Genomic DNA, 25,529 nt, shown 5'->3' with positions numbered 1-25,529 from the left:
CCGCCCGCCGCCGCGGGGCGTCAGTGGCCGCGGGCGATCCACTCGGCCAGGTGGGGGGCCTCCGCCCCGATGGTGGTGGAGTCGCCGTGGCCGGTGTGGACGGCGGTCCGCGGCGGCAGGGTCAGCAGCCGGTCCCGGATGGAGCGGATGATGGTGGGGAAGTCGCTGTAGGAGCGCCCGGTGGCGCCGGGGCCGCCGGCGAAGAGGGTGTCGCCGGTGAGGACGGCGCCGAGGTCGGGCAGGTGGAGGCTCACCGCGCCCGGGGTGTGCCCCGGGGTGTGCAGCACGGTGAGCGGGGTCCCCGCGACGGTGAGGGTCTGGCCGTCGGTGAGGAACCGGTCCGGGGCGCGGTCGGGGTGGGTGAGCCGCCACAGGTCGAGGTCGTCGGGGTGGAGCAGGACGGGCGCTCCGGTCCGGTCGGCGAGGGCGGGGGCGGCGCCCACGTGGTCGTCGTGGGCGTGGGTGCAGACGATGGCGGTCAGCCGGCGCCGGCCGAGGGCGGTGACGACCGCGTCGGCGTCGTGGGCGGGGTCGACGACGACGGCCTCGGTGTCGTCCCCGAGGATCCACACGTTGTTCTCGACCTCCCAGGTGCCGCCGTCCAGGCTGAAGGTCCCGGCGGTGACCACCCGCTCGATCCCGGCGGCGGTCACAGGGTCACCACCGAGCGCAGCACGTCACCCCGGCGCATCCGGTCGAACGCCTCCTCCACGTCGCCGAGGGCGACGGTCTCGGAGACGAAGGCGTCGAGGTCGAGGCGGCCCTGCCGGTACAGGTCGGTGAGCACGGGGAAGTCCCGGGAGGGCAGGCAGTCGCCGTACCAGGAGGACTTCAGGGCTCCGCCGCGGCCGAAGACGTCCAGCAGCGGCAGGGTGATCTCCATCCGCGGGGTCGGTACCCCGACCAGGACGACGGTGCCGGCCAGGTCGCGGGCGTAGAACGCCTGGCGGTAGGTCTCGGGGCTGCCGACCGCCTCGATGACGACGTCGGCACCGAAGCCCCCGGTGAAGTCGCGGATCGCCTGGACCGGGTCCTCGGCCCGGGCGTTGACCGTGTGGGTGGCGCCGAGTCGGTGCGCGCCGGCGAGTTTGCGTTCGTCGATGTCGACGGCGATGATCCGGGCCGCGCCGGCGAGGCGTGCCCCGGCGACCGCGGCGCTGCCCACGCCGCCGCAGCCGATGACGGCGACGGAGTCGCCGCGGCCGACGCCTCCGGTGTTGAGCGCCGCGCCGAGGCCGGCCATGACGCCGCAGCCGAGGAGCCCGACGGCGGCGGGGCGGGCGGCCGGGTCGACCGGGGTGCACTGGCCGGCGGCGACCAGGGTCTTCTCGGCGAACGCGCCGATGCCGAGGGCCGGGGTGAGTTCCGTGCCGTCGGCGAGCGTCATCCGCTGCCCGGCGTTGTGGGTGTCGAAGCAGTACTGGGGGCGTCCGCGCCGGCAGGCGCGGCAGCGTCCGCAGACGGCGCGCCAGTTGAGGACGACGAAGTCGCCGGGGGCGACCTCGGTGACCGCGTCGCCGACGGACTCGACGACGCCCGCGGCCTCGTGGCCGAGCAGGAAGGGGAAGTCGTCGCTGATGCCGCCCTCGCGGTAGTGGAGGTCGGTGTGGCACACCCCGCAGGCCTGTATCCGCACCACGGCCTCGCCGGGGCCGGGGTCCGGCACGGTGATCGTCTCCAGGCTCACGGGCTGGTGCTCGGCGCGTGCGACGACGCCGAGGACGTGCTGGGGCATGTGCGGGTTCCCTTCTGAAGCGGTGGTGACCGGGTGCGGGATGACCGGGTGCCGGGATGACCGGGCACCGGGATTGCCGGGCGCCGGGATGACCGGGTGCGGGAGTGGTCAGGTGCGGAGGTGGTCGGGTGCGGGAGTGGCCAGGCGGGGACGGCGGCGCCGGGAGGCCGGCCCACGCAACCGTGCACGCCCGTGCCGAAGGCGATAGGGCCGCCGGCCCGACGGCCGATGTCGAAGGTGCCGGCGTCCGCGCCCCGGTGCCGCCGGGCGCGGTCGGCGGAGTCCAGGAGCGGCAGGACCTCGCCGTCCTCGGGGACCGGCGTCCCCACCACCATGATGTCGCCGGAGGTGGTGCCCGAAGAAGACCTGCGCCGGCCGTCTCGAAGCGCCGTGCCCCGTCGAATGCGGGCGGCCGCGGGGAGGGGGCTCACGGTGACTCGGGCCTCGCCGTGGGGGCTGTGAGGGTTTCGCCGGCCTTGGGGGCCTCGCGGGCGCCGTCGGTGGTCGCCGCGCCGGGGTGGGCGGCGGGCCGACCGGTGCGCAGGGCCGGCAGGAGTGCCGCGGTGGCGACGTAGACCACGCCGACGGCCAGGTAGAGCTGCTGCGGGGTCCATCCCCCGTCGAGCAGGCCGCCCGCGACGGTCGGCGCGAGGATGGCGCCGATCCGGCCGATGCCGATGGCGGTGCCGACCCCGGTGGCGCGGATGCGGGGCTCGTAGACGACGGCGGTGAGGGCGTACAGGCCGGCCACGCAGCCGTTGGCGGTGACCCCGATGACCGCCCCGAGGACGAAGGCCGCGGCGAGCGAGGAGGTGGCGGCGACGAAGGCGGCGAGGCCGACGGCGGTGACGGCGAGGTAGGCCATGAGGACGGACCGCAGCGCGTAGCGGGCGGCGAGCGCCCCGATGGCGGTGGCGCCGAAGATGCCGCCGAGGTTGAGCAGCGTCCCGCCGGTCAGGCCCTGGGAGCCGGACAGGCCCGCCTCGACCAGCAGCGTCGGCGTCCAGCTGGTCACGAAGTAGAAGCCGGCCATGGTGAGGAAGAACGCGGCCCACAGGGTGAGGGTGGGCCGGCGCAGGCGCGGGGAGAGCAGTTCCCGGAAGCCGGCGGCGACGCCCGCGGTGGGGGTGGGGGCCTCCGGCAGCCGCTCGAGCGGTGGCTGCCCCAGGCGCCGCGCCAGCGTGTTGATCGACTCCAGGGCGCGGGGCGGCCGGCGGGCGACGAGGAAGTCCAGCGACTCCGGCAGGCCGACGGCGACCAGGGGCACGGCGGCGAGGGTGGCGATCCCGCCGAGCAGGAACACCGAGCGCCATCCGTGGGTGTCGAGCAGGCCGACGGCGATCAGTCCGCCGAGCGTCGCCCCGATCGCGTATCCGGCGGAGTTGAGGGTGACGGCCAGTCCGCGCCAGCGCCGGGAGGCGTACTCCCCCGCGATCACGTTGCTGCCGGCGATGATCGTGCCGATGCCGACGCCGGTCAGCGCCCGCAGCGCCCCGAGCTGCACGGCGGACTGGCTGAGCGCGGACAGCAGCATGCCGGTGCCGGAGACCACCAGGGCACCGAGGATCATCGGCCGGCGGCCGATCCGGTCCGCCCACGGGGCGACGAACAGCGCCCCGGCGGCCATGCCGACCAGGCCGGCGCTGAGCAGCAGGCCGAGTTCGGTGGGCCGCAGGCCCCACTCCTGCGAGACGGACCGGCCGGTGAAGGACATCACCAGGACGTCGAAGCCGTCGAGCATGTTGAGCACGACGCAGACGGCGACCGCCCCCCACTGGAAGCGGTTCATCGGCCCGGCGTCGAGGGCGGCGCGCAGGTGGGCGGTCATCGGGCCGGCCCGGCGGGCGTCGGGAAAGCGAGCGAACACATGGCAGCACTCCGTTGTCGACTGCGTGGTGGCGCCACGCGCCTCCCCGCGTGGCCCGATCGGGTCGCCGGTCCGGTGGGAGGCGTCGGCGGCCAGCCCTCATCATGGTTCGCCGGGCGGATCCCCGTCGCCGGGGGCCCTTCCGGATGCCGGGAGACGGCCTGCTGCTGGTCGAGACCGCCCCCGGCACCACCCCCGAGCACATCTCCACCCACACCGCCGCCCCCCCCTGCACGTCCCCGAAGCCCGCACACCCCCGCTCCCAGACACCCCTGAGAACGGAGGTCGCCCGGGACCATGGCTGCCTGGGAGCACGGGCGACGGCGCCCCGGACGCGACTGGCCATGGCCTGCCGGGCCGGACCGCCGAGCATGGTGCCCCGTCGTTACTGCGCCTCTGCCAGAACCTCACGGAGGAGGTCCGCCACCTCGCCGAGCCACCGCGCCGCCGCCTGGTCGGACGTCTCGTCGTCGAGCACCCAGTTGGCGTCCCAGGCCACCAGCCGTGCCAGAGTGCCGTCAGCCGGCGGCGCGGCGAGGAGGTCCTCCAGGGCCTGGAGGTCCTGGAGGATCCCGCGGGTGTTGACCGCCGCCAGCCGCGCCAGGTCGCTGCGCAGTTCCCCGAGGTCTCCGGTGTCCGCCACGTGCCCCCGGAGGAACGAACGCACCTGCTCCAGTGGCGAAGCGGGCTGCCTGGCCGCGTGAGCACGCAGGTGGTCGGGAACACTCATGGGATCAACCTCCAGAGCCAGAGGGAAAAGCCGTGACCACGAAGTACTGCGGCGGCACCTTGGAGTGCAGTTCGAGGGTCAGGGTGACGAGGTGGGCGGCCGGGGTCACTGGTCTCGGCGGTGGACGGTGGTGACGGCCAGGGCGCAGGCGAGGAGCGCCCAGGCGAGGTAGACGGTCCAGGCGCCGCCGGTGGTCCACGGGTAGGGCGTGGCGGGGGTGGTGCCGACCTCGACGAGCCGGCGCCAGGCCTGGACGGGCAGGGCGTGGCCGACCACCGCCGACCAGTGGCGGCCGTCGGTGAGGACCAGCGGGAGCACGACGACGACCGCGACCGAGGTGATCACCGTCGCGGCGACCTGGCGGATGACGGCGCCGAGGGCGAGGCCGGCGAGCGCGCACACCGGCGCGAGCAGGGCGGAGGCCAGCACGACGCGCAGCGCCCCCGGGTCGCCGATGGAGGCGCCCACCCCCCGGAGGTCGAGGATCGCCTGGGTCGCGGCGAACGACACCCCGGCGACGACGGTACCGAAGACGGTGGTGGCCAGGGTGACGACCACCGCCTTGGCCGCCATCACGGAGCGGCGGGCCGGGACGGCCGCGAGGGTCGTCCGGATGGTGCCGGTGCCGTACTCGCCGACGATCACCTGGCCGCCGATGGCGGCCAGGGCGAGCGCCATGATCATGGCGGCGTTGACGGTGAAGGCCTCCTGGAGCGGAATCCCGGCGGCGACGAACTCGGCGCCGTCCGCCGCGCTCCGCTCCGCCCAGTGGTCGTAGGTGTCATAGGCGGTTCCGGCGTTGAAGCCGACGACGGCCAGGGCGGTCACGCCGTAGCCGATCCAGGTGGAGCGCAGCGACCGGAGCTTGATCCACTCGGCGGCGACCAGGTCCCGGAAGCGGGCGCGGGGCTCGGGGGCGCGGGTGGCGGGGGCGCGGGTGGCGGGGGTGGAGGTGGCGGTCATCGGGGTTCTCCGGCGAGGTACTGGACGCGGTCGGCGGTGAGCTCCATGAAGGCCTCCTCCAGCGAGGCGGAGCGGGTGCTGAGCTGGTGCAGCGGGACACCGCCGCGGTGGGCGACCTCCCCGATCCGGGCGGCGGTCAGGCCGGTCACGGTCAGCCGCTCGCCCTCCACGGACACGGCCGCGCCCTCGGCTGTCAGCAGGTCCCTCAGGGTGGACGGGGCGGGCGTGTCCACCGTGACGGAGCGCCGGGTCCCGCGGGCCGAGAACTCCGCCAGGCTCTCCGCCGCGATCAGCTCGCCGCGGCCGATGACGATCAGCTGGTCGGCGGTGTGCTCCATCTCCGACATCAGATGGCTGGAGACGAACACGGTGCGCCCCTCGGCGGCCAGCCGCCGCAGCAGCTCCCGCACCCACTTCACCCCCTCCGGGTCCAGGCCGTTGAGCGGTTCGTCGAAGAGCAGCACCGGCGGGTCGCCGAGCAGCGCGCAGGCGATGCCGAGCCGCTGCTTCATCCCGAGCGAGAAGGCGCCGATCCGGCGCCGGGCGACCTCGGCGAGGCCGACCTGCTGCAGCACCTCCTCCACCCGGCGCCGGGGTATCCGGTTGCCGCGGGCCAGGGCCGCCAGGTGGGCCGCCGCGCTGCGCCCGCCGTGCACGTCGTGCGCGTCGAGCAGGGAGCCGACGTGGCGCAGGGCCCGGGAGCGGGCGCGGAAGGGGCGGCCGTCGATGGTGACGGTGCCGCCGGTGGGCTCGTGCAGGCCGAGGATCATGCGCAGCGTGGTGCTCTTGCCGGCACCGTTCGGCCCGAGGAACCCGGTCACCTGGCCGGGGCGCACGGTGAAGGTCAGGTCCCGCACGGCCGTCGTGCCGCCGTACCGCTTGGTGAGCTCGTGGACTTCGATCATGGCGACCACGGTGCCGGCGGGCGGCCCGCGCGTCGTCGGACCGGCGCTGACAATCGCCGGGAGCGGTGTCGGCCCCGGTCGTACAACCGGGGACCGATGACCGGCCGGGTCGGGGCCGCCTACGATCACCGCATGTCCGCCTCGCCGCCCCTGCCGCTTCCCAAGCGCCTGCCGCCGGGCCTGTGGACGGGTCTGGTGTGGTTCGCGACGGCGGTGCAGCCCATCGTGGAGTACGTCGTGATGCCGCCACGGGGCAGCTACTCCCTCAGCTACCCCCGGGACGGCCTCGACCCGCTGCCGGCCCGGGCGCTGCTCGCCCTCGCGTTCGTGCTGGCGCTGGCCGGGAGCGCCTGGCTGCGCCGCCGGCCCCCGGTTGGGTTCGGCCTGGTGCTCGCCGGCACGGTCGTCTCGGCGGCGGCCTGGCGGCAGGACGAGGTGCCGCCCCTGCAGTTCCTGGGGGTGGACGCGGCCCTGTGCTACGCCGCGGCGACCATGCCCCGGCGCGCCACGCTGACCGCCGCCGGGGCGGCCCTGGGCGTGCTCGCCGGGCACTTCGCGGTGCGGGCGGCCACGGGGGGCGAGGCCGGCACGGCCTCGGAACCGTTCGTGGCGGCGACGGTGGTCATCGCCTGGCTGATCGGCGACTCGGTGCGCCAGGCCCGCGCCCACACCGCGGAGCTGCACGCGCGGGCCGCCGCCCAGGCGGTCACCGCGGAACGGCTGCGCATCGCCAGGGAGATGCACGACACGGTCGCCCACAGCATCGGCATCATCGCCCTGCAGGCCGGGGCCGCGGCCCGGGTGGTCGAGACCCAGCCGGCCAGGGCCCGCGAGGCGATGCTCACCGTGGAGGCGGTCGGGCGCGAGACGCTGTCGGGTCTGCGGCGCATGCTGGGGGCGCTGCGGCAGGCCGAGCAGCAGGCCGGCCCCGCCGCCCCGGACGGGCAACCCGGCGGGCGGTACCCGGACTCCACCGGCCGGTCCCCGGAACCCGGCGGGCGGGAGCGGGGGCGGGCCGAGGCGCCCCCGCGGCCGGCGGCCGGCCTGGCGGACGTCGAGCGGCTCGCCGCGACGACCACCGCCGCCGGTGTCCGGGTGGAGGTGTGGTGGCGGGGCGCGCGCCGCCCGCTCCCCCCGGAGATCGACCTGGCGGCGTTCCGGATCGTCCAGGAGGCGGTGACCAACGTGGTGCGGCACGCCGCCGTCACCTCCTGCGAGGTGCGGGTCGACTACCGCGACGACGAACTGGCCGTCGAGGTGCTCGACCGCGGCAGGGGCGGCGGCACCGGCACGGACACCGGGTTCGGCCTGGTCGGCATGCGGGAGCGGGCCGCGCTGCTGCACGGCCACTTCGCCGCGGGGCCGCGCCCGGGCGGCGGGTTCCGGGTGGCCGCCCGGCTGCCGCTGCCGGCGGTGGCGGCGGTGGCGGCAGCGGTGGACCCGGGCACGGAGGCGGGGGGCGGAGCCGGATGACCATCCGCGTGCTGCTCGCCGACGACCAGCCCCTGGTCCGCGCCGCCCTCCAGATGGTCATCACCGACACCGCGGACGTCCGGGTCGTCGGGGAGGCCTCGGACGGCGCGGAAGCCGTCCGGCTGACCCGGGAACTCGCCCCGGACGTCGTGGTGATGGACATCCGGATGCCCGGCACGGACGGCATCGAGGCCACCCGGCTGATCACCACGGGCGCCGGCTCCACCCGCGTCGTGGTGTTGACGACCTTCGACGACGACGACCACGTCTACGCGGCCCTGCGCGCCGGCGCCTCCGGATTCCTGGTCAAGGACATGGACCTGGACGACATCCTGGCCGGGGTCCGTACCGTCGCCGCCGGGGACGCCCTGATCGCCCCGAGCGTCACCCGCCGGCTGATCAAGGAGTTCGTGAGCCGCCCCACCGCGACGCCGCCCCGGCGGGCGCGGCGGCTGGACGGGATCACCGACCGGGAACGCGAGGTGCTCACCCTCGTCGGCCGGGGCCTGTCCAACACCGAGATCGCCGAGCAGCTCTCCATCAGCGTGGCCACCGCCAAGACCTACCTGACCCGGCTGCTCGCCAAGCTCGACGCCCGTGACCGGGTGCAGCTGGTGATCCTCGCCTACGAGACGGGCCTGGTGGCACCGGCCGGCTGAGCCGGACGCCCGGGCACGGATCCATAACCTTCCCTGCACCGGTGCGTGTCACATGCGCATCGTCGGACTGTTGCCCGCGCCCCTTCCCCGCGGCCAAGCTGAAGACGCTTCAACGGGGTAACTCCGGCGCGCTCGCGAAGGGCGCGGATGCCGAGAGGCTCCAGCCGCACGGGGTGTGGGGACACCCGCGGAGGGCTGGAGCGCCAACAGTCGACGTCGACCGTGCCCGCCCGCACTCACCCGCACGCCGGCGCGCCATGCCGCGCCCTGCCGCCGACCGAGTAGCCACCCGACCGAGCCACCGTCCAGCACAGCGCCGTTCGGACGGACCACCCGCTCACCACCTCCGAGGGGACACCTGCGTTCCCCCGGAGATGTCCGATGTCCCCGGCCCGCCGCCTGAACCGCCGCACGCCGGAGAATCGATTCGTCTTGGGGGAGAGACGTTGAGCAGCAAGCCGACCAACCCGCCGTCCTCGACCAGCACGGCTCGCCAGGTCCTGGAACTCCTCTACCGCTACCGGAGGATCGACGCAGCCCCGTCCGGCCGGCCGCCGGAGGGGGCCGCGCAGGAACCCTGCACGGCCTGCTTCGAGGCACGTCAGCAGAAGATCGAGCGCTTCGTGCGGCGGGACGAACCGATCCACCTGGTCCTCCCGGCGTTCCCCGCGAAGTCGCCCAACCGCAACAAGGTGCTCGGCACGCTGCCCGATCTCGGGGAGTACCTCGCGCTGTCGTTCCTGCAGTCGCTGTGCGACCACGTGAGCCACTTCCACGGACCCGGGGCCCGGATAACCATCTGCTCGGACGGCCACGTCTTCGGCGACGTGGTGGGTGTGGACGACGACACCGTGACCGCCTACCGGGTGGCCCTCGCGGAGATGATCCGCGCCGCGAACTGGACGTCCCTGGACCTCTTCGGCCTGGACGACGCGTTCGGCGGCGAGGACTACCCCAAGCTGCGTCAGCTGCTGGAGCAGAACTACTCCTCGACCCTCGAGGAGCTCAGGGAGAGCGTCCGCACCGACCAGGCCGCGCTGTCGCTCTTCAACGGCATCCACCGCTTCATGTTCGAGGACGCCGTGGCCCGGCAGGGGGCGGACGCCTCCCGGACCAGGCTGCGCAACGACTCCAAGGAGGCGGCGTACCAGACGATCCTGCGGAGCAACGCCTGGAGCCGGGTGGTCGCCGAGCGGTTCCCCGAGGCCGTGCGCCTGTCGATCCACCCGCAGCCCCCGCACTCGGAGAAGTTCGGGCTGCGGCTGCTCCCGACCCGGGACGGCTGGCTGACCCCGTGGCACGGCGTGGTGCTCGACGACGGCGTCGCCCCCCTGCTGGTGCGCCGGTGGGAGGCGGAGGAGCTCGACGCGTCCGTCGTCAGCAGGAACGGCCGTCCCAGCCACTTCGTGCGCCCCCAGCTCACCACCCACTCCGAAGAAAGGCAGGCGTGACATGACCGGTTCGGCCTCCGCGCTGGAGACCCTGACGCACATTCCGCTGGCGCCGTTCGGCCGCGTCGTCGAGGCGCCCGAGGGCGCCACGATCGACGACCTCCCGGTCGCGGCGCTGGCGCGCTGGACGGAGGAGTCGCGGGTCCTGGTGCTGCGCGGCTTCACGCCGATGGAGAAGGAACGGTTCGCCGACTACTGCCGGCAGTGGGGCGAGGTCCTGCGGTGGGACGCCGGCGAGGTGATCGACCTGGTCGTCCAGGACGACCCGAAGAACTACGTCTTCTCCAGCGGTGACGTGCCGTTCCACTGGGACGGTGCCTTCGTGGAGGCCAACCCCCGCTTCTTCGTCTTCCAGTGCCTGGACGCCGCGCCCGACGCCGGCGGCGAGACCGTCTTCTGCGACACCACCGCGGTCTACCGGGACGCCGAGCCGGAACTGCGGGAGCTCTGGTCGCGGGTCACCATGACCTACACCACGGAGAAGCTGGCGCACTACGGCGGGCGGGTCACCGAGAAGCTGCTCTCCCAGCACCCCGGCACCGGCCTGCCCGTCCTGCGCTACGCCGAGCCGCTGGACCCGGCGGTGTACAAGAACCCGGTGTACGTCGCGGTCGACGGCGTCGAGGCCGAGCGGGCGGACGACTTCCTCGCCGCCCTGTCCGAGCGGCTGCACCGGCCCGAGTACTGCTACGCGCACGCCTGGCAGGCGGGCGACCTGGTGATCGCCGACAACTACGCCCTGCTGCACGGGCGCAACGCGTTCACCGGGCCGACCACCCGGCACCTGCAGCGGGTCCAGATCATCTGACCCGCGCCGGCTCCGGCCGGCCGCTCGTCGCGGAGCGGGCGGGGGCGCGCCCCGAGGCAACTCGTGGGCGCGCCCCCGCCCGCGTTTCCCCCGCGCGGCGACGGGTCAGCGGGAGGCGGGGAGCTCCCCGGGGGCGTGCCGCTCGGCGGATCCGCCGGCCGCGGCCACCACCGCCGACGGCCCCGAGCGCAGGCCGGAGGCGCTGATCAGCGCGGCCAGCACGGCCGCCGCGAAGGGCACCCACAGGGCCGCGTGGTAGCCGTCGAGCAGCGCGGCGGGCGACGTGGACGTGGTGGCCCAGACGTTGACCGCGGTGGCCGTGGACAGGCCGAGCGCGGCGCCGAACTGGAACGAGGTGTAGAGCAGCCCGCCGGCCAGCCCCTGCTCCTCCTCCTCGACCCCCTCGGTGGCGACGATGGTGAGCGGGCCGTAGGCGAGGGAGAAGGCGATGCCGAGGAGGATCAGGCTCGGGAACATGGCCGGGTAGGTCCAGTCGGCGCCGACCGGCAGGAACAGGGCGTAGGACACCGCGGCCAGGAGCAGTCCGCCGAAGATCACCCGGGCATTGCCGAAACGTTCCACCAGACGGGGGGTCAGCAGCGGCGAGAGGATCGCGTCGATACCGATGACGATCATGGCGAAGCTGGTCTGCAGGGTCGACCACCCGCGCAGCTCCTGCAGGTAGAGCACCACCAGGAACTGGAAGCCGAAGAAGCCCGCCGCGAACAGCAGCCCGGCGAGGTTGGCGCGGACCAGGGCGCCGTTGCGCAGGAGGCCGAGGCGGACCAGCGGGGAGGCCGAGCGGCGCTCGATGGCGACGAACACGGCGAGCAGGACGCCGCCCGCGCCCAGCGTGCCCAGCGTCCAGGCCAGGCTGGTGTGGGTGGCGCGCTCCACGCCGAGGACGAGCAGCACGATGGCGGCGGTGATGGTGACGCCGCCGGCCAGGTCGAAGCCCCGGCCGTCGCGGTCCCGGTCCGCCGACCTGGGCACGAAGGCGAGCGCCGCGACCAGGATCACGGCGGAGAGCGCCACCGGGGCGAAGAACACCCAGCGCCAGCCGACCGAGGCGAGCAGCCCGCCGATGACCAGGCCGATGGAGAAGCCGCCGGCGGCGGTGCCGGAGTAGAACAGCAGCGCCCTGTTGCGCCGCGGGCCCTCCTCGAAGCTGGTGGTGATGATGGACAGGCCGGCCGGCGTCATGAAGGCGGCGGCGACCCCGGTGACGAACCGGGCCACGATCAGCATCCAGCCCTCGGTGGCGAAGCCGCCCAGGCCGGAGAAGACCAGGAAGATCGCGAGCCACAGGACGAACATCCGGCGGCGTCCGAAGAGGTCGGCGGCGCGTCCGCCGAGCAGCATGAAACCGCCGTAGCCGAGGACGTACGCGCTCACCACCCACTGCAGCGAGCCGGTGGACAGGCCGAGGTCGGCCCGGATGGAGGGCAGGGCCACGTTGAGCATGGCCACGTCGATGCCTTCCAGGAAGATCGCTCCGCACAGGACGAGCAGCACGCCCCAGTCCCGGCCGGACAGGCCAGCGGGTGCGGGCGGGGCGTCCGGTTCCCGGTGTGAACTCATGTCGCCTCCTCGAAGGGGGAAGGGTTTCTCTTGCTTCGCTCACCCTCGACCGGCGCGCGCGGGGGAACAACGGCGAAGTGCGCAACGTTCGTTCAGCCAGGCTTACCGAACCGACCCGACCTGGGGGAACGTCCGTGGAACGGGACGAGTTGGAGTGCTTCCTGCTGCTGGCCGAGGAGCTGCACTTCGGGCGCACGGCCGCCCGGATGCGGCTGTCCCGCGCCCGGGTCAGCCAGCTGGTGCAGCGTCTGGAACGCCGCGTCGGCGCCCCGCTGTTCATCCGCACCAGCCGCTGCGTCGTGCTCACCTCGCTCGGCCGGCAGCTGCGCGCCGACCTCGAACCGCACCACCGCGCGATCCAGGCCGCCCTGCGGCGCGCGATCAGCACCGCGCGCGGCATCGAGGCCGTGCTGCACGTCGGCTTCGCCAACCCGCTGACCGGCGACATCGTCATGAGGGCGGCGGACGCGCTGCGCGCCGGCCACCCCGGCCTGACCGTGGAGATCTGCGAGACGCCGCTCACCGATCCCTACGGGCCGCTGCGCGAGGGCGTCTTCGACGTCCAGCTCATGGAGCTCCCGGTGCGGGAGGAGGACCTGGCCGGCGGACCGCCGCTGCTCACCGAGGAACGCGTCCTCGCGATCGACTCGGCGCACCCGCTCGCAGCGCGGGACCGGGTGTTCCTGGAGGACCTGGCCGACGTGCCGCTGCTCACCATCGCCGGTGAGATCCCCGACTACCGGCTCGACCACCTCGTCCCCGCGCGCACCCCGGGCGGCCGGACGATCCCGCGCGGCCCCGCCGTGACCAACACGCAGGAGGCCCTGATGCTGGTCGCCGGCCGCAAGGGCGCCTGCCTCACCCCCGCGCACACGGCCACGTACTACGCCCGCCCCGGTGTGGCCTACGTCCCCCTCGCCGACGCGGAGCCGAACCGCTACGGCCTGGTGTGGCAGGCCGGCCACCACACCGGCGCGGTCGCCGCCTTCGCCGACGCCGCCCGGGAGGCCGCCCTGGAGACCGCCGCGGAGATGGATCGAAACCGCGTCAGTGGCCAGGTACGGCCAGTTTCCGTGTAGCGGCCGGCGCACGGACGGCCACCGAGCCGTAACCGGCCGCTGGGCGGGGTCGGTTGAGAGCGCTCACCGTTCGGGGTCGCCCGGGCGCGACTTGTGAAGGATGGCGGCGAGTTGTGGAGTTTCTGTGACGCACCGTCCTGTCCCGGTCACACTTGACCGAACGACCGTCACGCAGCAGAGTTCCGACGGTACGTTGGCATGACTGTTCCCCTACCCAGAGGCAGCTGTGACCCCACGCGACGTCGAGTTGATCCGCCGCAGTCTCGAAGCGGTGGCCGGGGTCGGTGGTGAGCTGACCGCCCACTTCTACGCCCTGCTGTTCCTGCGGCACCCCGAGGTTCGCGAACTGTTCCCCGCCGCCATGGACCTCCAGCGGGACCGGCTGCTCCAGGCGCTCATACACGTCGTGGGGAACGTGGACGACGCCGCCGAGCTGGAACGTTTCCTCGGTCAGCTGGGCCGGGACCACCGCAAGTTCGGCACGCTCGCCCCGCACTACGAGGCGGTCGGCGCGGCGCTGGTGGACGCGCTGGCGAAGTTCGCCGGCGACGCCTGGAACGACGAGGTCGCGGCAGCCTGGCGGAGGGCCTACGGGACCATCTCCGGGCTGATGATCTCGGCCGCCGAGGCCGACGCCCGGGAACGGCCGGCCACCTGGCGGGCCCAGATCGTGGCGCACGAGCACCGCACCCCCGAGGTGGTGGCCGTGACGGTCCGGCCGGAGGAGCCCTACCCCTACCTCGCCGGCCAGTACGCCAGCGTGGAGGTGCCCTGGTGGCCCCGGGTGTGGCGCTACTACTCGATGGCCAACGCGCCGCGCACCGACAACCTGGTGACCTTCCACGTCAAGAAGGTGACGACGGGATGGGTGAGCACCGCCCTGGCCGAGCGGGCCGGGGTCGGTGACGTCATCCGGCTGGGCGCGCCACTGGGCTCGATGGTGGTCCCGCAGCACGACAGCAGCCCGGTGCTGCTGCTCGGCGGCGGCACCGGAGCGGCGCCCATGATGGCCATCCTGGAGGAGATCGCCCGCACCGGCCCGCACCGCCCGGTGGAGTTCTTCGTCGGCGCCCGGACCGGCTCGGACCTCTACCTGCTGGACGACCTGCTGCGGCTGAGCCAGCACCACCACTGGCTGAGCGTGCGCCCGGTGGTCTCCGAGGGCCACACCTACGGCCTGGCCGGCACGCTGCCGGCGGTGCTCCGGGAGTACGGCCTCGCCTACGGCTACCGGGCGTACGTCAGCGGCCCGCCGGACATGGTGCGGCAGAGCGTCGAGGTGCTGCGGCAGATGGGGGTCGAGCGCCGCAACATCCATCACGACCCGATCATCGACCCGCCGGTGCGCACCCCGAGCGAGAGCCGGGCCCAGCCGCACCACGTGCCCACGGCGCGGCCCGCGGCCGAACCGCGCCCCCAGCCGGCGCAGCCGCAGCCGCAGCAACGAAGGCCGCAGCCGGCGCGGGCCCCGTTCCGCCCCGTCACGGCGGCCCAGCAACCGGCCGCCCAGCAGCCGGCGACCCAGCAGCCGGCGGCCCAGGGGGCCGCACCGGCCGATGGCAGTCCCGTCGACTGGTTCGCGCCCTCCGCCCGGCAGCAGACCGCCCAGCCGCAGCGGACCCCACGGGCGGCCCAGGCCTGGCAGGGCAGACGCTCCCAGCAGGCGCGGCGCTCCCGCGAGGCCGCCGCCCAGCCGGCACCGGCCCAGCAGGTCCAGCCGCCCCAGCAGGTCCAAACGCCCCAGCAGGCCCAGCAGGCCCAACCACCCCAGCAGGTACCGCACGCCCAGCCGGCCCAGCCGGCGTCCCGGGAACGGCAGGCCGCGCAGTCGCGGCAGTGGCAGCAGCCGGTGCCGCAGCCCCAGGGCCAACCGACCGCGCCCCAGCCGCGTCCCGGCCCCGCGCCGGGCGCCGCCGCCCGGGGCTACGAGGCGGCCCGGGGATACGAGGCCGCCCGCGGCTACGAGGCCGCCCGGGGGTACGCGGACGCCCGCGCCCACGAGGAGTCCCGCCTCGCCCAGGAAGCGGCGCACGAGGAGTGGTCACAGGAACAGCCGGACTGGCGAAGAGCGGTCCAGGCTCCCGGGCCGCACCGCTGAGGAGACGCCGTCCCCACGCGTCCCGCACACGCACTTCCGTCACCACCGTCACGTCCGTCGCCGTCCCCGATCCGGCGCTCCAGCGGAAGAGAACATGTCCCACACCGCAGCAACCCCGGAACCGCCCGCACACCCACCCCTCCCGGCGTATCCGTCGCTCGCCCCCCAGCGGCCGCGGAGCCCCTACCCCCAGTGGCGTCCGGTGGACCACGGTGAGGCCATCTCCTTCCTGGAGGCCTTCTCCCGGGAGAACCCGCGCGCCGCCGTCGACCTGACCGAGCGGGTCCGCCAGGTCCTCATGGAGATCGACCGCACGGGCACCTACCGGCACACCCCGGAGGAGCTGACCTGGGGCGCGAAGGTGGCCTGGCGCAACTCCGCGCGCTGCATCGGCCGGCTGTACTGGAACAGCCTGCAGATCCGGGACCGGCGCCGGGTGCACACCCCGGCCGAGGTGGCCGCCGAGTGCGTGGAGCACCTCCGCAGCGCCTGGCGGGGCGGCCGGATCCGCCCGACGATCACGATCTTCCCGGCGGACGCCCCGGACGGGCCGCTGGTGCGCATCTGGAACGATCAGCTGATCCGGTACGCCGGGTACCTCACCCCGGACGGGCACCGGATCGGGGACGGCCAGTACACCCGCTTCACCTCGCTGGTCGGCGCCCTGGGGTGGCGCGGCGCGGGGACGCCGTTCGACGTGCTGCCGCTGCTGATCGAGACGCGGCAGGGGGTGAGCCTGCACCCGGTGCCGCGCGACGCGGTCGCCGAGGTGCGGCTGTCCCACCCGGAGTTCCCCTGGTTCGCCGATCTGGGCCTGCGCTGGCACGCGGTGCCGGCGATCTCCAACATGCGGCTGGAGATCGGCGGCGTCTCCTACAGCGCCGCGCCGTTCAACGGCTGGTACATGGAGACCGAGATCGGCGCGCGCAACCTGGTGGACCCGCACCGCTACAACGTGCTGCCGCTGCTGGGCCGGATGATGGGCCTGGACATGTCGGCGGAGCGCACGCTGTGGCGGGACCGCGCCCTGATCGAGCTGAACCGGGCGGTGCTGCACTCCTTCGACGAGCAGGGCGTGGCGATCACCGACCACCACACCGAGTCACAGCGGTTCCTCCAGCACCTGCGCAAGGAGGAGGCGGCGGGCCGGGTCTGCCCCGCCGACTGGAGCTGGATCGTTCCCCCGGTCTCCGGTGGGCTCACCCCCGTCTACCACCGCTACTACGACCAGGCCGACCTGCGGCCGGCGTTCTTCCTGGACCCGGAGGCCCGGATGCGCGGCGCCGGGGAGTGGCCGCTGCCGCCGCTGGCCCGGCCGGAGTCGCCCGGTGGCTTCCCCGGCGCCCCGATGGCGGCCGGCGGCGCCTTCGCTCACGGCGTGGCGGCGAACGGGGCCCGGCCGGCCCCCGGGTGCCCGATGGCCCACTGAGCCACCGCACGGCCCAGGCGGAGAAAAGCCGCGCTCTGGAACAGTCCCGGCGAATCGCATGGGTGCCGGGTGCCCGGGTAGGCGAGTCATCGCGCGAGAAGCGTCAAGACGACGAAGCCGAACCCGAGCGAAGGTGAATGACGGATGGCGACGATCGAGGAGTCGGTCACGGTCGACGTTCCGGTGCGCACGGCGTACGACCAGTGGACGCAGTTCGAGGAGTTCCCCCGGTTCATGGAGGGCGTGGAGCGGATCGAGCAGCGCGGTGACCGCAACACCCACTGGGTGACCAAGGTGGGCGGCGTGGAGCGGGAGTTCGACGCCGAGATCACCGAGCAGATCCCCGACGAGCGCGTGGCGTGGACCTCCCGGAGCGGCCCCAAGCAGGCCGGCGTGGTCACCTTCCACCGGCTCGACGCCGACCACACCCGGGTGATGCTCCAGCTGGAGCACGAGCCGGAGGGCGTCGTGGAGAAGGCGGGTGACCTGCTCGGCGTGACGAAGCACCGGGTCAAGGGCGACCTGAAGCGCTTCAAGGAGTTCATCGAGGCACGTGGCCACGAGACCGGAGCCTGGCGCGGCGAGCTGTGAGGCACGAGCTGTGAGGCAGGAGCTCTGAGGCACGAGCTGTGAGGGCCCTCGGCCCCGCCGGTGACCGGCGGCTGACGGCCCGCAAGGGTACGGACGTCAGCGCCCCGGACGGCGCCCGGCGCCCCTCGGAGGGGTCGGGCCCCGTCCGGGGCGCTTTCCGCGCCGGCGTACCCGGGATCATCCCCGGGAGGGACCGCAGGGTGAACAGAACCCAACCGGGGGATGATCAGACGCTTATCAGGCTCTGGCAGGATCTCGACCATGGCCGCTTCCACCACCCACCCAGCAGGCCAAGGGCCGGCGAGGGACACGGATTCCTCCACCCGCCGGGCGAGCGGCGGCGCACGACCGTCGGGGCGCGCTCCCGCCGGGCCGGGGCGGGCCGGAGCCAGACGGCCCCGGCTGTGGTGGGAGGTGGTGCTGGTCGCCGTTTCCTACTGGGTGTACTCACTGGTCCGGAACTTCGTCCCGGAGCAGGAGCGGACGGCTCAGGCGCACGCCCGGGCGGTGCTCTCCCTGCAGGAGTCGCTCGGCATCGCCGTCGAGCGGCGGATCAACCAGGCCGCGGACTCGGTCGAGTGGCTGATCGTCGGGATGAACTACTACTACGCCACCCTGCACTTCGGGGTGACCATCGGGGTGCTGGTCTGGCTGTACCTGCGCCGCCCGCACCGCTACCGGCCGCTGCGCAGCGCGCTCTTCGCGACCACCGGCCTCGCGCTGATCGGCTACTACTTCTACCCGCTGGCACCACCGCGGCTGATGCCGGAGTCCTACGGCTACATCGACACGGTGGTCAAGCACGGCACCTGGGGGTCGATGGCCTCGGGTGACATGGCGAACCTGTCCAACCAGTACGCGGCCATGCCCTCGATGCACATCGGCTGGTCGCTGTGGTGCGCGCTGGCGGTGGCGCTGGTGGTCCGGCGCACCTGGCTGCGGGTCGCCGCCCTCTGCTACCCGCTGGCCACCCTGGTGGTGATCGTGGCGACCGGCAACCACTTCCTGCTGGACGCGGTGGGCGGCACGGTCTGCGTGGGGCTGGGCTTCGGCGTCGCCAGGCTGCTCGGCCGCCTCCCGATCGGCGCCGGCCGCGGGACCGGCACGGAGGCGCGCGGGCAGGCGCCGGTCCCGGCAACGCAGCGGGGCCCCGAGCCCGAGCAGGGCCCGGAGCCGCTGACGGCCCGGATCCCCCGGCAGTCCGGCGCCCCGGGGGAGGCCGGGGCGCGGCCCGGCCGGTCGGAGGAGCCGCCCGCCACCGTGGGCGCGGACAGCGGTCCGCGCCCACGGTGGTCCGAACGGGCCTAGGGGATCAGGCGGTGGTGCAGGCCACGCCGTTCAGCGCGAACTGCGTGGGCGCGGTGTTGGTGCCGGTGTGCGAGCCGTTGAACCCGAAGTTCGCCGTTCCGCCGGCCGGCAGGGTGCTGGCCCACGAGGCCGGCGTGAAGGTCACGTTCGCCCCGTTCTGGGTGGCGGTGCCGTTCCAGGCCTGGGTGATCCGCTGGCCCGAGGGGAAGGTCCAGGTCAGGGTCCAGTTGCTGAGCGCCTGGGAGCCGGTGTTGGTGACCGTCACCGAGGTGGTGAACCCGGTGTTCCACTGGTTGCTCACGGTGTACCGCACCGCGCAGCCGTTGCCGACCGGCGGGTCGGTCGGCGGGTTGGTCGGGTTGCCCGGGCCGCCGAGGGTGCGCTGCACCGCGTAGTACGCCGGCTTGAACGCGTAGTTCTCGTCGATCGGCAGCGCCGCGCCGTAGCCACTGAAGACGTCCGGGACCCAGGAGTACTTGTCGGTGACGCCCCAGACGGTGACGCCGATGCAGCCGTCCACGTTCAGACAGGCGTTCATCACCCGGGTGTAGTCGGCCGCCTGGGCCTGCAGCTTGTCCGCGGTGGCCGGCAGCTGCATGCGGATGTCCAGCTCGGTGATGGCGACGTCGAGGCCGAGGTCCACGAAGCGCTGGATGTTGGCCTGGAAGTCGCTCGGCACCTGTCCGGCGATCAGGTGGGCCTGCATGCCGATGCCGTCCAGCGGCACGCCCTGGGCGAGCAGGTCGCGCGCCAGGTTGTACATCGCGTTGGACTTCGCGTTGATGCCCTCGATGTTGTAGTCGTTGATGTAGAGGGCCGCGTTCGGGTCGGCGGCGCGGGCCCAGCGCAGCGCGTCGGCGATGTAGCCGTCGCCGAGCTGCTGCTGGAAGATGCTGTTGCGGCGGGTGCCGTCCTCGTTGAACGGCTCGTTCACCACGTCCCAGGCGTAGACGTCGCCGGCGTAGCGTCCGGCGACGGTCTGCACGTGGTTCTGGACGATGGTGCGCAGCTCGGCGTTGCTGAAGGCGCCGGGGGTGAGCCAGGGAGGGGTCTGGCTGTGCCAGACGAGGGTGTGGCCGCGCACGATCGCGCCGTTGTCCTGGGCGAACTGGACCACCCGGTCGCCGCCGGCCCACTGGTAGCTGCCGCGGGTGGGCTCCAGCGACTCCCACTTCATGGAGTTCTCGGCGGTGATCGCGTTGAACTCGTTCGCGGCGGTGTTGGCGTAGGCGGTCTCGCCCAGCCGTCCCTCGCTCAGCGCGGTGCCGATGTGCACGCCGGCGGCGGCGGCGTAGTCGCGCAGGCCGCCGGCCTGGGCGCGGGCGTTCTGGCCGGCCTGGGCCCGGGCGTTCTGGCCGGCCTGGCCCGGGACGTTCTCGCCGGCCTGGGCGGAGGCGCCGAGCAGACCGACGGGGAGGGCGAGGGCGGCGACGAGGGTGCCGAGGGCCGCCGCGACGCTGAGCCGCCGCCTCCGTACTGGTGTTCGATTCATTGCAACTGCCTCTCGTGTGGCCGGGGCGCCACGAGGCGCCCTGGCCCGGGGACACCGGACAGAAAGGTGGAGCGACGAGCGCTCGCGAGAGCGCTCTCCTGCACGGTGGAACACACCGGCGGAGACATGTTTGTCATGCACCGAAAACAGCGTCAATGGGTCTCGCTAAGTTTCGGATAGTTTCGGTGCGGCGCGCCGTCGCCCCGCCGCTCCCCCGACGGGCGGGTGGCGGGGACGCCCCCGCCACCCGCCCCCGGTCACCAGATCGTGGTGAAGGCCAGCCGCACCCGGGCGTCGGGGACGTCGGTGGCCCCGGCGGCGACCGCCGCGACCTCCGCGTCGGTCAGCGAGCGGCCGTAGACCCGCACCTCGTCCATCGCGCCGCGGAACAGCTGCTCCAGGTCCGGCCGGGCGCCGATGTGGATCGTGAAGGCGCCGCCCGGCACCAGGGAGCCCGTGGGGGCGGCGGCGGTCGCCGGCGCGCCGCCGTCCACGGAGAGCGACAGGGTCCCGCCCTGGCGGCGGAGGACGACGTGGTGCCAGGCGTTGTCGTTGTACGCCCCGGCGGTGCTCACCGCGGCCGACGCCGTGCCGGTGTCCACCCAGGCCCTGAGCCGGCCGCCGGCGGGCTCGGCGCGCAGCCAGAACTGCGGGACGCCGGCGTCCTGGCCGTACCCCCACATGATCGGGTGGGCGCCGGAGGTGGCGCCGTACCGGATCCAGGCGGTCACGGTGAAGTCGCCCTCGCCGAACCGCAGCGAGGCCGGGCAGTTGATCAGCCGCAGGTGGTCGTCGGTCCCGTCGAACGTCATCGCCTGCCCGGAGCGTCCGGTGCCGAGCACCGCGCCGCCGTGCACCACCGCGTGGTTGCCGTTGCCGCTCGTGTCGCTGGTCCGCGGGAAGGCCAGGTCGGTGCGCGCGGCGTCCATCGCGGCCTCGGTGAAGGCGGTGAAGACAATGTTGCCGTGCGAGGTGTGGGTGCCCGTCTCGTAGAGCACCCCGATCTCGCCCGAGCGCAGTTCGGTGAGGTCGGAGTAGCCCGCCCGGCCGGCGTGGACCACCGTCCCCACCGGATCCCAGCTGGCCCCCTCGTCGTACGAGGAGCGGATGGCGAGCACCTGCCGGTCCGTGGCCTCCGCCCCGGGGCGCACCGGCGCGGACAGCAGCACCCGGTTGCCGGCGTCGCCCTCGTCGGTGGCCCGCAGGCGCAGCAGCGACGCGGAGACCGGGGGGACCGGCAGGTGGCGGACGGGGGTGAAGCCCTCGGCGGTGAAGCTCTCCCCGTGGTCCGTGCTGGTCGCCGCCAGCCGGTGGTCGGCGGTGCCGCAGTTGGCGGAGCTGCGCGAGTTCACGTGGATCGAGCCGTCCACCCGCTCGACCACCGTGGTCTCACCGGGGTGGGCGCCCGACCTCGGCACGTCGTACCGGGCGCCGAGGTACCAGCTCTGGCCCCCGTCGTCGCTGTAGTACAGCTGCGCGCCGGCGAGCCCGGAGGTGGTGGCGTGGTCGCCGGGGACGATGATCCGGGGGGAGGCCCCCTCGGCGAGGGAGGACTGCCGGGTGAGCTGGATCCCGTGGCCGGGGCCGACGGAGATCCAGGTCCAGTCGGACGGCTTGAGGTCGCCCAGGAACCTCCCGGCGGTCCATTCCTCGCCGTCGGACGCCCGGTCGCTGTGCAGGGCGTGCAGGCTGCGGGGCCCCCGCCGCCGGTTGCCCTCGGCGTCGAGCGTCCAGGTGTTGTAGGCGAACAGGACGGAGATCCGCCCACTGGCCGAGTCCACGACCGGGACGGGGTTGCCGAAGCCGCCGGTGTCGCCACGGCCCCGGAGCACCTGGATCGGCCCCCAGTTCCGCCCGCCGTCGAACGAGCGCTTCATCACCAGGTCGATGTCGCCGACGTCGCCGCAGTCGGCCACCCGGGCCTCGGCGAAGGCGAGCACGGTCCCGTCCTGGGTGGTGACGACGGCCGGGATCCGGAAGCAGCGGTAGCCGGCCTCGTCCACCTCGAACGGGCGGGAGAGCTCGGAGGGGACCGCGGCCGACGCCGTGGGGGCGCCGACCACGAGGGAGGTCAGGGCGAGCAGGACGACCGCCGCCCAGGCCAGCGCCCGGCGGCCGGCGCGATGGTCCGTCAGTAACAGTGTCATGGACGGTCAGCGTAGGTCGCGCCGGTGAACGGCGGCCGCCGCTGCCCGGTGCCCGGACGCGGGGACGGCGTTCAGTCGCCCCCGTCGCCGTAGAACACCCGCTCCACCACCGCGCGGGCCCGCCGGGAGACCCTCCGGTACTCCTCGATGGCGTCGCCCACGTGCCCCGCCGGGTAGCCCAGCAGGTGGGCCACGCCGGTGAGCTCCCGGGTGTCCGAGGGGAAGGTGTCCCCCGGCCGCCCGCGGACCAGCATCACCGCGTTGCGGACCCGGGTGGCCAGCACCCACGCCTCGTCCAGCACCCGCCCGTCCTCGGGCGTCAGCAGGCCCGCGTCGACCGCGGCGGCCAGCGCCCGGCGGGTGCGGGTGGTGCGCAGTTCGGGCACCTCGCGGGCGTGGCACAGCTGCAGCAGCTGCACGGTCCACTCCACGTCGGCCAGCCCGCCCGGGCCGAGCTTGGTGTGGGTGGCCGGGTTGGTGCCGCGCGGCATGCGCTCGTTCTCCACCCGCGCCTTGATCCGGCGGATCTCCCGCACGTCCGCCGACCGCAGGCCGCCGTCCGGGTAGCGCACCGGGTCGACGACCTCCATGAACCGCCGGCCCAGCTCGGCGTCGCCCGCGGCCGGCTCGGCCCGCAGCAGCGCCTGGCTCTCCCACACCTGCGCCCAGCGCTCGTAGTAGGCGCGGTAGGCGGCCAGCGTGCGCACCAGCGGCCCCTGCCGCCCCTCCGGACGCAGGTCCGCGTCGACCTCCAGCGGCGGGTCGGTGGCGGGCAGCTGGAGCAGCCGCCGGAGCTCGTTGGTCACCCGCAGGGCGGCCCGGTAGGCGTCCTCCTCGGCCACGCCGTCCAGCGGGTCGTGCACGAACAGGACGTCGGCGTCGGAGCCGTAGCCCAGCTCCCGCCCGCCGAACCGGCCCATCGCGATCACCGCGAGCCGGGTGGGCAGCGGCGCGCCGCTGGACCGCTCCTCGGCGTCGATCGCCGCCTGCAGGGCGCCGGCGACGGTGGCGGCGTTGACGTCGGTCAGCGCGGCGCCGATGGCGTCCACGACGTCGCCCACGTGCTCCGCCGGCGCCGGGAAGTCGGTGGCGCCCAGGCCGGTGAGGATGTCGGCGGCGGCGGTGCGGAACAGCTCGCGGCGGCGCACCCCGCGGGCCGCCGTGACGGCCTGCTCGGGCCCGGTGGCCCGTCCGACTGAGGCGCGGATCTCCGCCTCCAGGGCCGCCCGGCCGCGCGGGCGCAGCTCGTCCGGGTCGCCGAGCATGGCCACCGCCTCGGGGGCGCGCATCAGCAGGTCGGGGGCGAGGCGGCCGGAGGCGAGGATGCGGGCCATGTACTCGGCGGCGGCGCCCTCGTCCCGCAGCTGGCGCAGGTACCAGGGGGTGTCGCCGAGCGCGTCGGAGACCCGGCGGAAGGCGAGCAGCCCGGCGTCCGGGTCCGCCGACTCGGCGAACCAGGCCAGCAGCACCGGCAGCAGGGTGCGCTGGATGGCGGCCTTGCGGGTCAGGCCCGCGGTCAGGGCGCTGAGGTGGCGCAGCGCCGCGGCGGGGTCGGCGAAGCCGAGGGCGGTCAGCCGGGTGCGCGCGGCCTCGGGGCTGAGGCCGACCTCGCCCGGGGCGAGCCGGGCGACGGCGTCCAGCAGCGGGCGGTAGAACAGCTTCTCGTGCAGCCGGCGGACCTCCAGGGAGTGCCGCTTCCAGGCCCGGTGCAGCTCGGCGACGGGGTCGGCGCGCAGGCCGAGGGAGCGGCCGAGCCGGCGCAGGTCCGGTTCGGCGTCCGGCATGAGGTGGGTGCGGCGGAGCCGGACGAGCTGGATGCGGTGCTCGACGGTGCGCAGGAAGCGGTAGGCGTCCTCCATGGCGGCGGCGTCGGCCCGGCCCACGTAGCCGCCCTCGGCGAGGGCGCGCAGCGCGACCAGGGTGGTGCCGCTGCGCAGGGTGGCGTCGCTGCGCCCGTGCACCAGTTGCAGCAGCTGCACGGCGAACTCGACGTCGCGCAGGCCGCCGGGCCCGAGCTTGAGTTCCCGCTCGGCCTGCCCGGCCGGGATGGACTCCACCACCCGGCGGCGCATGGCCTGCACCTCGGCGACCCAGCTCTCCCCGGCGCTGCCGGGGGCCCGCTCGGCGGACTGCCAGACCAGCGGGGCGACGGCCTCGCAGTAGGCGGCGCCGAGGCGGGCGTCGCCGGCGACCGGGCGGGCCTTGAGCAGCGCCTGGTACTCCCAGGTGCGGGCCCAGCGGCGGTAGTAGGCGAGGTGGCTGGCCAGGGTGCGCACCAGCGGGCCGTTCTTGCCCTCGGGGCGGAGGTTGGCGTCGACCGGCCAGATGGTGCCCTCCACCGTGGTGTCGGAGCACAGCCGCATCAGCCGGGCGGCGAGCTTGGTGGCCGAGCGCAGCGCGGCCTGTTCCCGGCCGGCCGGGCTCTCGGCCCCGTCGGGCGTCTCGGCCGGTTCGGCGACGAAGATCACGTCCACGTCGCTGACGTAGTTCAGCTCGCGCCCGCCGCACTTGCCCATCCCGATGACGGCCAGTCGGCAGGCGGCGGCGTCCTCCGGGAACTCGGCGGAGGCGATCTCCAGGGCGGTCTGCAGGGTGGCGGCGGCCAGGTCGGCGAGGTCGGCGGCGGTGCGGGCGACGTCCACGGTGCCGCAGACGTCGCGTGCGGCGATGCCGAGCAGGCAGCGCCGGTAGGCGACGCGCAGCCGGTCGGCGGCGGTGGCCGGCACGGGGGATCCGTGCGGGTCGGTCGGCCCGTCGGCGCGGACGGCGGCGGCCAGGGCGGTGCGGAAGTCCTCGGGGTGCGGGTCGACGTCGACGACCTCGTAGGTGTCCAGGATGTGCCAGTCGCCGGGGTGGCGGGCCAGGTGGTCGGCCAGCGCGGCGCTGGCGCCGAGGACGCCGAGCAGGCGGTCGCGCAGCGGCTTGGAGGCGGTCAGCGTCTGCAGCAGGGCGTCGTGGTCCGCGGCGTCGCGGGCGGCCAGCGCCTCGGCGAGCCGGGCGAGGCCGAGCAGCGCGAGGTCGGGGTCGGCGGTCTGGCCGAGGGCGTCGAGCAGCACGGAGTCGTCGCGCAGCGGGGCCAGGGCGGCCGTGGCCAGCTGGCGCAGCGCGGCGTCCGGGTCGGTGAAGCCGCGGCGCAGCAGGCGGCCGGTGCGGCTGGTGCTGCGGGTGCCGCGGACCTGGTGGGCGTCCTGCTGCGTCATCGCACCTCCGCGA

The 25,529-nt window shown here is 74.5% G+C and carries 19 protein-coding genes; 9 read left to right on the top strand and 10 right to left on the bottom strand.

Going from position 1 to position 25,529, the window contains the following annotated elements; genetic code table 11:
• Positions 1-20: 20 nt before the first annotated feature.
• The 6 genes from FHU37_RS19760 to FHU37_RS19735 all read right to left on the bottom strand — a co-directional run bounded on the left by FHU37_RS19760 (position 21) and on the right by FHU37_RS19735 (position 6,200).
• Positions 21-653, bottom strand: a complete 633-nt coding sequence (locus FHU37_RS19760; protein WP_179815473.1) for an MBL fold metallo-hydrolase — start codon at positions 651-653, stop codon at positions 21-23.
• A complete protein-coding gene (locus FHU37_RS19755; protein WP_179815472.1) occupies positions 650-1,735 on the bottom strand; it encodes an S-(hydroxymethyl)mycothiol dehydrogenase in 1,086 nt (361 codons plus the stop codon). Before FHU37_RS19755 ends, FHU37_RS19760 begins: the two co-directional genes overlap by 4 nt.
• 427 nt (positions 1,736-2,162) lie before the next feature.
• Positions 2,163-3,602 (bottom strand): MFS transporter, encoded by a 1,440-nt coding sequence (locus tag FHU37_RS19750; RefSeq protein WP_218904086.1) that lies wholly within the window; start codon positions 3,600-3,602, stop codon positions 2,163-2,165.
• Between the two features lie 385 nt (positions 3,603-3,987).
• On the bottom strand, positions 3,988-4,332 hold the full coding sequence (locus tag FHU37_RS19745; protein ID WP_179815471.1) for a hypothetical protein: 345 nt from the start codon (positions 4,330-4,332) through the stop codon (positions 3,988-3,990).
• Between the two features lie 105 nt (positions 4,333-4,437).
• Complete coding sequence (locus FHU37_RS19740; RefSeq protein WP_179815470.1) at positions 4,438-5,295, bottom strand: ABC transporter permease; 858 nt, start codon at positions 5,293-5,295, stop codon at positions 4,438-4,440.
• Positions 5,292-6,200 carry an ABC transporter ATP-binding protein gene (locus FHU37_RS19735; protein ID WP_179815469.1) on the bottom strand — a complete coding sequence of 303 codons (909 nt, stop codon included), beginning with the start codon at positions 6,198-6,200 and terminating at the stop codon, positions 5,292-5,294. The genes FHU37_RS19740 and FHU37_RS19735 overlap by 4 nt, the downstream gene beginning before the upstream one ends.
• Before the next feature lie 132 nt (positions 6,201-6,332).
• Between FHU37_RS19735 and FHU37_RS19730 the strand changes: the two genes are divergently transcribed.
• The 4 genes from FHU37_RS19730 (at position 6,333) to FHU37_RS19715 (ending at position 10,591) form a co-directional block, all read left to right on the top strand.
• On the top strand, positions 6,333-7,673 hold the full coding sequence (locus FHU37_RS19730) for a sensor histidine kinase (protein ID WP_179815468.1): 1,341 nt from the start codon (positions 6,333-6,335) through the stop codon (positions 7,671-7,673).
• On the top strand, positions 7,670-8,332 hold the full coding sequence (locus FHU37_RS19725) for a response regulator (protein WP_179815467.1): 663 nt from the start codon (positions 7,670-7,672) through the stop codon (positions 8,330-8,332). The genes FHU37_RS19730 and FHU37_RS19725 overlap by 4 nt, the downstream gene beginning before the upstream one ends.
• A gap of 446 nt (positions 8,333-8,778) precedes the next feature.
• On the top strand, positions 8,779-9,783 hold the full coding sequence (locus tag FHU37_RS19720; protein WP_246450003.1) for an isocyanide synthase family protein: 1,005 nt from the start codon (positions 8,779-8,781) through the stop codon (positions 9,781-9,783).
• A gap of 1 nt (position 9,784) precedes the next feature.
• Positions 9,785-10,591 (top strand): TauD/TfdA dioxygenase family protein, encoded by an 807-nt coding sequence (locus FHU37_RS19715; RefSeq protein WP_179815465.1) that lies wholly within the window; start codon positions 9,785-9,787, stop codon positions 10,589-10,591.
• 105 nt (positions 10,592-10,696) lie between these two features.
• On the opposite strand, the gene FHU37_RS19710 is transcribed toward FHU37_RS19715, so the two are convergent.
• Entirely contained in the window at positions 10,697-12,172 is a 1,476-nt protein-coding gene (locus FHU37_RS19710) for an MFS transporter (RefSeq protein ID WP_376773971.1), read from the bottom strand.
• Positions 12,173-12,306: 134 nt separating this feature from the next.
• Here FHU37_RS19710 and FHU37_RS19705 point away from each other — a divergent pair, with 134 nt between their 5' ends.
• The 5 genes from FHU37_RS19705 (at position 12,307) to FHU37_RS19685 (ending at position 18,677) form a co-directional block, all read left to right on the top strand.
• Positions 12,307-13,251 carry a LysR family transcriptional regulator gene (locus FHU37_RS19705; protein ID WP_179815464.1) on the top strand — a complete coding sequence of 315 codons (945 nt, stop codon included), beginning with the start codon at positions 12,307-12,309 and terminating at the stop codon, positions 13,249-13,251.
• A 226-nt stretch (positions 13,252-13,477) separates the two neighbouring features.
• Entirely contained in the window at positions 13,478-15,349 is a 1,872-nt protein-coding gene (locus FHU37_RS27530; protein WP_312892679.1) for a globin domain-containing protein, read from the top strand.
• 202 nt (positions 15,350-15,551) lie between these two features.
• On the top strand, positions 15,552-16,778 hold the full coding sequence (locus FHU37_RS19695; RefSeq protein WP_312892678.1) for a nitric oxide synthase oxygenase: 1,227 nt from the start codon (positions 15,552-15,554) through the stop codon (positions 16,776-16,778).
• A gap of 144 nt (positions 16,779-16,922) precedes the next feature.
• Positions 16,923-17,369, top strand: coding sequence for an SRPBCC family protein (locus tag FHU37_RS19690; RefSeq protein ID WP_179815462.1), 447 nt, complete (start codon positions 16,923-16,925; stop codon positions 17,367-17,369).
• 417 nt (positions 17,370-17,786) lie between these two features.
• The gene (locus tag FHU37_RS19685) at positions 17,787-18,677 is read left to right on the top strand and encodes a phosphatase PAP2 family protein (RefSeq protein WP_376773970.1); all 891 of its coding nucleotides are present in this window, start codon (positions 17,787-17,789) and stop codon (positions 18,675-18,677) included.
• A gap of 4 nt (positions 18,678-18,681) precedes the next feature.
• Here the strand turns inward: FHU37_RS19685 and FHU37_RS19680 are convergent, their stop codons facing one another.
• From FHU37_RS19680 to FHU37_RS19670, 3 genes are all read right to left on the bottom strand, one after another.
• Positions 18,682-20,169 (bottom strand): endo-1,4-beta-xylanase, encoded by a 1,488-nt coding sequence (locus FHU37_RS19680; protein WP_179815460.1) that lies wholly within the window; start codon positions 20,167-20,169, stop codon positions 18,682-18,684.
• Between the two features lie 257 nt (positions 20,170-20,426).
• Positions 20,427-22,316, bottom strand: a complete 1,890-nt coding sequence (locus FHU37_RS19675) for a sialidase family protein (protein ID WP_179815459.1) — start codon at positions 22,314-22,316, stop codon at positions 20,427-20,429.
• Positions 22,317-22,387: 71 nt separating this feature from the next.
• Positions 22,388-25,516 (bottom strand): bifunctional [glutamine synthetase] adenylyltransferase/[glutamine synthetase]-adenylyl-L-tyrosine phosphorylase, encoded by a 3,129-nt coding sequence (locus FHU37_RS19670; RefSeq protein ID WP_179815458.1) that lies wholly within the window; start codon positions 25,514-25,516, stop codon positions 22,388-22,390.
• Positions 25,517-25,529: the final 13 nt, after the last annotated feature.

This window comes from Allostreptomyces psammosilenae, assembly GCF_013407765.1.
Taxonomy (GTDB): Bacteria; Actinomycetota; Actinomycetes; order Streptomycetales; family Streptomycetaceae; genus Allostreptomyces; species Allostreptomyces psammosilenae.
The sequence above is the reverse complement of the archived record's forward strand: the minus strand, read 5'-3'. Positions and strand labels throughout refer to the sequence as shown.